This window comes from Aurantimonas sp. 22II-16-19i (genome assembly GCF_002088275.1).
In the GTDB taxonomy this organism is placed as follows: Bacteria; Pseudomonadota; Alphaproteobacteria; order Rhizobiales; family Rhizobiaceae; genus Jiella.
Genome location: NZ_AQQS01000016.1, coordinates 113,087 through 119,777, shown reverse-complemented (window position 1 = coordinate 119,777; position 6,691 = coordinate 113,087). Strand labels below are relative to the sequence as shown.

6 protein-coding genes are annotated in these 6,691 nt (G+C 66.7%); 5 read left to right on the top strand and 1 reads right to left on the bottom strand.

Annotated elements, in window-relative coordinates; all coding sequences use genetic code 11:
• Positions 1 to 789, bottom strand: a 789-nt coding sequence (locus ATO4_RS14365; RefSeq protein ID WP_083592221.1) for a PfkB family carbohydrate kinase, incomplete at its 3' end; no start/stop codon positions are given.
• 423 nt (positions 790 to 1,212) lie between these two features.
• Here ATO4_RS14365 and ATO4_RS14360 point away from each other — a divergent pair.
• From ATO4_RS14360 to ATO4_RS14340, 5 genes are all read left to right on the top strand, one after another.
• Positions 1,213 to 3,126 carry a methyl-accepting chemotaxis protein gene (locus tag ATO4_RS14360; RefSeq protein ID WP_245308757.1) on the top strand — a complete coding sequence of 638 codons (1,914 nt, stop codon included), beginning with the start codon at positions 1,213 to 1,215 and terminating at the stop codon, positions 3,124 to 3,126.
• Positions 3,126 to 3,440, top strand: a complete 315-nt coding sequence (locus ATO4_RS14355) for an STAS domain-containing protein (protein ID WP_083592219.1) — start codon at positions 3,126 to 3,128, stop codon at positions 3,438 to 3,440. The genes ATO4_RS14360 and ATO4_RS14355 overlap by 1 nt, the downstream gene beginning before the upstream one ends.
• On the top strand, positions 3,437 to 3,808 hold the full coding sequence (locus ATO4_RS14350) for a response regulator (RefSeq protein WP_083592218.1): 372 nt from the start codon (positions 3,437 to 3,439) through the stop codon (positions 3,806 to 3,808). Before ATO4_RS14355 ends, ATO4_RS14350 begins: the two co-directional genes overlap by 4 nt.
• A 79-nt stretch (positions 3,809 to 3,887) precedes the next feature.
• Complete coding sequence (locus tag ATO4_RS14345; RefSeq protein ID WP_083592217.1) at positions 3,888 to 6,140, top strand: chemotaxis protein CheA; 2,253 nt, start codon at positions 3,888 to 3,890, stop codon at positions 6,138 to 6,140.
• A gap of 5 nt (positions 6,141 to 6,145) precedes the next feature.
• The gene (locus ATO4_RS14340; protein WP_083592216.1) at positions 6,146 to 6,628 is read left to right on the top strand and encodes a chemotaxis protein CheW; all 483 of its coding nucleotides are present in this window, start codon (positions 6,146 to 6,148) and stop codon (positions 6,626 to 6,628) included.
• Positions 6,629 to 6,691 lie beyond the last annotated feature (63 nt).

Below are 6,691 nucleotides of genomic sequence, written 5' to 3'. Positions count from 1 at the left end.
GCCCCCCGCCCCCGTCGTGTCGACGACCTCGACCGGCAGGGCCTGCAGGCGCTCCGCCGCCTTCTCGCCGTCGGCGACGAGCACGCCGTCTGCGCCGAGCGTGGCGATGACCGCGACCGGGAACGTCGCCGCGAGGGCTTCGGCCATGGCATCCGGCTCGCTCTCCGCCAGCTGCGACAGCCGTCCTGCCGCCGCCAGTTCGCTCTCGTTGACGACGAGGACGTCGGTTGCGGCAAGAAGTCGCGCCAGATCGTCTTGCCGAAGGTCATCGGGCACGGGTGCAAGGTTGACGATCACCCGCCCGCCCGCGGTCTTCATGCGCTGCGCGGCCAGAAGGCTCTGCTCGAACGGGATCTCCATCTGCAGGACGAGGACGCAGCCTGCGGCAAAGCACGATGGGTCGATGGCGCCGGCCATGGCTTCGAGATTGGCACCGCTGGCGACCGTGATGGCGTTCTCGCCGTTTCGATCGATGGTGATGAAGGCGCAGCCGGTTCGCTCCGTGGCCGTCCGCAGGTTGCTCGTGTCGATTGCTTCGCTTTCGAGCTGGTCGCGGGCACTGCGCCCGAGATCATCCTCGCCGACGGCGCCGGCCAAGGCCACGGGGACGGTGGATGCGCGGGCCGCCGCCACGGCCTGATTGGCGCCCTTGCCGCCGAAATACTGCTCGTAGCGGGGAGACAGGACGGTCTCGCCCGGCCTGGCGATCGCCGCCACCCGGCAGACGAGGTCGATGTTCACCGATCCGAAGACGAATACGGACGGAGATGGCTTGGCCGTGGCAGGCATCGCTTGCGGCGCCCCTCTTCAAGCTGTCGATCCCGTGCTTGTCCTCCATTCCCCGCCGGCTCTCAAGAGGGCCGCTTCGGGCTTTCCGCGAGAGCGCGCAAGGCTCGCGCAGGCGGCAGGGTCTTCTGTGGCGGCTGATGCGCAATGGTTGCGGATGCGCCCCAAGGTCCGGCTGTTCTGCACTGTTCTGCAAATAATACCGGAAATACACTGTAGGATTATTGCTGACGTGAATGGCATCGCTCTGGAGTTGTGGCGTCGCCGGGCCCGCCGGCGGGTCGTCCCGAAGCTCGATAAAGAATTGCTTAGGAGCTTCCGGCTAGTTTGCAGCGTAACGACGGAACGCCCTAACGGGACTGCAAGAGTCTTCCGATGCGAATGAAGAATATAAAAATATCCACAAAACTGACGTTATCATTCTGCGTGCTTACGTTCGTGGCCCTGGTCATGGGCGTCGCAGTCTGGTCGAGCATCGCAAAAATCGAGACGGTGGCGGTCGAGAAGGACAGCCGCATCGCCCTGACGCAGGACGCCGTCAACGCGCGCTTTGCGGTGGCCCGGCAGGAGAATTCCCTGCGCGGCTTCATGATCACCCGCGACGAGTATTTCGCCACGCGGGTCAAGGAGCATCATGCCAGCTTCGAGAAGGCGCTGAAGGCGCTTCTCGACAACGCCGGACCGCAGAGCGCCTTCGCGGCGAAATACGATTCGATCCGTGCCTCGATGAATGCCTGGCAGAGCGAGATCGCCGATCCCGTCATCGCCAACGCCCGCCGGGAGGAAACCTATCCGCGCGCGCTGGCGATCTTCAACTCCGGCAAGGCGGACGAGTTCATCGAGCCGATCGAGGGTGCGATCGACGCGAGCCTCGACGAAGCGCGGACGGCGATGCACGAGGCGACCGAGACCGAAGCGAGCGCGATCTCGGCGGCGGTGGTGACGATCGTCGTCGGCGTGGTGATTTCCGTCGTTGCGGCCGTCGGACTCGGCATCATCCTGTCGCGGGGCGTCGCCGGGCCGATCAACCTGATGACGAGCGCGATGCGCCGCCTCGCCGCGGGGGAGAAGTCGGTGGCGATCCCAGCCCAGGGGCGGGCCGACGAGATCGGCGAGATGGCGGCCGCCGTCCAGGTGTTCAAGGACCAGGCGATCGAGGCCGAGAGGCTGGAGAAGGTGGCCGAGGCCGCGCGGGTGAGCGAGGCCGCCGCCAAGCAGCGCCAGGCGGCGCTCGAACATTCCAAGGCCGAGGATTTGAGGGCCTTCATGGGGGTCGTCGACGCCAGCTTCGACCGTCTCTCCTCGGGCGACCTGACGGTCCGCATGTCCGGGCCGGTGGCCCAGGAGTTCGAGCCGATCAAGGCGAAGTTCAACGCGTCGGTGGAAGAGCTGGAAGCGGCGATCGGTCATGTGGTCGGCGCGGTCGGGGCCATCCGCATGGGCCTCAACGAGATTACCGTCGCCTCCAACGATCTCGCCCAGCGCACCGAGCAGCAGGCGGCGAGCCTGGAAGAGACCGTGGCCGCCCTCGGCGAGGTGACCGGCGGCGTCAACCGCACGGCAGAAGGCGCCGGGCAGGCCCGCAAGACCGCAGAGGCGGCGCATCAGCAGGCGACCCGAGGCGGCCAGATCGTCGCCCAGGCCGTGACCGCGATGAGCGAGATCGAGGGCTCGTCGCAGCAGATCAACCAGATCATCTCGGTGATCGACGAGATCGCCTTCCAGACCAACCTCCTCGCGCTGAATGCCGGCGTCGAGGCGGCCCGTGCCGGCGAGGCCGGCAAGGGCTTTGCCGTCGTCGCCCAGGAGGTCCGGGCCCTCGCCCAGCGCTCGGCGGAAGCTGCCAAGGAAATCAAGGCCCTGATCAATGCGTCCTCCGAGCAGGTCGGGCGCGGCGTCGACCTGGTCACGGCATCGGGCAGGAGCCTGGACGAGATCGTCGCCGAAGTCTCCGGCATGGCCGGGGTCATCGCTGAGATCGCCGAGAGCGCCCGCGAACAGGCGTCGAGCCTTCGCGAGGTGTCCGGCGCGGCCGACCAGATGGACAAGGTCACCCAGCAGAACGCCGCCATGGTCGAGCAGTCGACCGCCGCCGCGCAGACGCTGTCCGTCGAGACCGACGGGCTCGCCCGGACGGTCGCGCGCTTCAAGACCAATGCGGTCGCGGCTGTCGAGGCATCGCCCCGACGCTCGCCCGCGGCAGTCGCCACGGCGAACGTCCGGCCGCCATCCGCCCGCAAGGCGGCCCGGCCGGTGCCACAGATGAAGAGAGCCGGATCGGGGGGCGCTGCGCCCGCCGTCCAGACCGAAGTCGCAGCTCAAAGCTGGGAGGAATTCTGATGCCCCGCAAATCCACCAAGGCCAGTTCCGTCGAAGGCACGGTCTATTCCCTGCCGCCGGTGCTGGATCTGAAGGCGGCGACGCCGCTGGTCGAGAAGCTCATGTCGCTCAAGGGCCAGAACATCGTTCTCGATGCGTCCAAGGTCGAGCGCCTCGGCACCCAATGCGTCCAGATCCTGATCGCGGCGGCCGCGACGTGGAAGGACGACATGGCCTCGTTCGCCATCGCGGAACCATCCGATTCCTTTACCTCTGGCCTTCATGTTCTTGGCCTCACTCCCCAGGCCATTCTCGAAAAGGAAGTTGCACAATGAAACGCACCATTCTCACGATCGACGACTCCCGCACGATGCGCGAGATGCTGAAGGTCACGCTTGCGTCGCAGGGCTTCACGGTCGTTCAGGCCGAGGATGGCCAGCACGGAATCGAAGTGCTCGAAGGCATGGACATCGAGCCGGACGTGATCATCACCGACATCAACATGCCCCGCAAGGACGGCTTCCAGTTCATCGAGGAAGTCCGCGCCAATGCGAGCCGCCGCGCCATCCCGATCCTTGTCCTGACGACCGAGAGCGACGCGGAGAAGAAGCAGCGCGCCAGGCTCGCCGGCGCGACCGGCTGGATCGTCAAGCCGTTCGATCCGACCAAGCTCGTCGACGCGATCAATCGCGTCGCGGCTTAAGGCTCCGGCCATCGGCGCATCAGCTCGAATCAAATAGCCGGTACGCACGTGCCGGTTTGAGGGTGGAAAGAGACAGACCATGGACGCAATGGCCGAAATCCGGCAAACCTTCTTCGAGGAATGCGCCGAGCAGCTGGCGGAACTCGAGGCGGGGCTCCTGGCGATCGAGAACGGCGAAGCGGATTCCGACACCGTCAACGCCGTGTTTCGCGCCGTTCATTCGATCAAGGGCGGGGCAGGCGCCTTCTGCCTGGACGATCTCGTCCATTTCGCCCACGTTTTCGAGACGACGCTGGACGAGATGCGGTCGGGCCGCCTCGATTCCTCCGATCACGTCGTCAAGATCATGCTTCGATCGGCCGACGCGCTGGCCGATCTCGTCACCGTTGCGCGCGACGGCGGCACGGCCGACGCCGAGCGCAACGGCGCCCTGATCAACGAGCTCAAGGGTCTCGTCGCGCTCGCCAAGGGCGAGGAGCCGCCGGCGCCGTCCGCCGGCGCAGCCGCGAGTGCCCCGGCATCCGACGGCCCGGTCTATGACGACGGGATGGGCGACATCGATTTCACCCCGGTCGCCGTCGACCTGTCCGACCTGATGGGCATCGGCGGCGACAACCGGTTCAAGATCGTCTTCAAGCCGTCGCCCCGGATGTATGCCAAGGCCAACGAGGCCAACCGGGTGCTGCGCGACGTCTACGCCCTCGGCGAGGCGAAGGTCGTCTGCGACATGTCGGACGTCCCGCTTCTGACCGCGATCGACCCCGAGGGCGCGTATCTGACCTTCAACATCGAGCTCTCCACCGCCGAGTCCGAGGACAAGGTGCGCGAAGTCTTCGAATTCGTCGAGTTCGACAGCGAGCTGTCGGTCGAGGTGATGGAAGACGAGGACGGCGACGACGACAGCGACGATCCGGACATCGCCGACATCCTCGCCCGCATCAAGGCGACGCCGGACGACGACGGCCCGGAAGAGGTCAAGGAAGCCGTGGTCGAGGCCAAGCCCGCCACCCCGGCCAAGGTTGCCGAAGCTCCGGCTCCGGCCAGGCCCGCGGCGCCGAGCGAGGCGGCGAAGGCCGATGCGGGCGGCGACGCCAAGGGTGGCGCTGCCGCCGGTGGCGGCGCGGCCCAGACGATCCGCGTCGACCTCGAGCGCGTCGACCGGCTCATCGACCTCGTCGGTGAGCTGGTGATCCATCAGGTCATGCTGTCCCAGCGCGCCTACCAGGCCGGACTGGCCAGGGCTTCGGACGTCGCCGTCGGCTTCGACGAACTCGAGCAGCTGACCCGCGAGATCCAGGACAGCGTCATGGCGATCCGCGCGCAGCCGGTGAAGTCGGTCTTCCAGCGCCTGCCGCGTCTCGTTCGCGAAGTTGCCGACATTTCCGGCAAGCAGGTCAAGCTGGTCACCGAAGGTGAGTGGACCGAAGTCGACAAGACGGTGATCGAGCGGCTCGCCGATCCGCTCACCCACATGATCCGCAACGCCATCGACCACGGCCTGGAGCGGCCGGAGGAGCGACTGGAGGCCGGAAAGCCGGAGGAAGGCGTCGTCCGCGTCGCGGCCATGCACCGCTCCGGGCGCATCGTGATCGAGATCTCCGACGACGGCGCGGGCATCAACCGCAAGCGCGTCAAGGAGATCGCGATCAAGAAGGGGCTCGTTCCGCCCGAGGCGAATCTGTCCGACGAGGAGATCGACAACCTGATCTTCCTGCCGGGCTTCTCGACGGCCGAGAAGATCTCCTCGCTGTCCGGCCGCGGCGTCGGCATGGACGTCGTCAAGCGATCGATCCAGGCCCTCGGCGGCCGCGTGTCGATCGTCTCGCGGCCCGGCAAGGGCTCGACCTTCACCATGAGCCTGCCGCTGACCCTCGCGGTCCTCGACGGGATGATCGTCTCGGTCGGCGACCAGACGGTGGTCGTGCCGCTGACGGCGATCATCGAGACGCTGCAGCCGAAGGCCAGCGAAGTGAAGAGCTTCGGCGGGGATGCCCGGCTCGTCCAGGTGCGCGACAACTTCCTGCCGCTCGTCGATGTCGCCCGCGAACTCGGCTACTCGTATGAACTGGCCAGCGCCACCGGCGGCGTCGCGATCCTGGTGGAAGCCGAGAACGGCGCCCGTTCGGCGCTCCTCGTCGACGCCATCCAGGGGCAGCGGCAGGTCGTGATCAAGAGCCTCGAGGCCAATTACGGCCGGGTTCCCGGCATCGCTGCCGCGACGATCCTCGGTGACGGTCGGGTCGCCCTCATTCTCGACGTCGACGCTGTCGTCGCCACGTCGCGGCCCGAGGGCAATTTCTTCAACAGCAGCATGCAGCACGCAGCGGAGTGAGCAGGATGACGACGGTTTCGCCACCGCAGAACGACAATCGAAACGATGCCCGGTCGGCACGTGAACTCATCGCCTTCTGCATTGGCGAGCAGGAGTTCTGCGTGGACATCATGTCGGTCCGCGAAATTCGCGGATGGACCCAGGCGACGCCGCTGCCGCACGCGCCGTCCTACGTCAACGGCGTGATCAACCTGCGCGGCGCCGTGCTCCCGATCGTGGATCTCGCCGCAAGGCTGGGCTTCCCGCGGACGGTGCCGACGGCCCGCAGCGTGATCATCGTCGTCAGGGTCGAGCAGCAGCTCTTCGGCCTTCTGGTCGACGCGGTGTCCGACATACTGACGATCACCGACGAACTCCTGCAGCCGACGCCGGATCTCGCCTCGGACCTCGCCAAGACCTTCGTCAGGGGCGTCATGGCGATCGAGGGCAGGATGATCTCGCTGATCGCCACGGACAACGTCCTGCCGCAGTATCAGGCGGTCGCCTGAGCAGTAACGCACGGAGGTCGCGCCTGATCGATGGCGCCGCTTCGGGAAATTCATAGGCTGCAG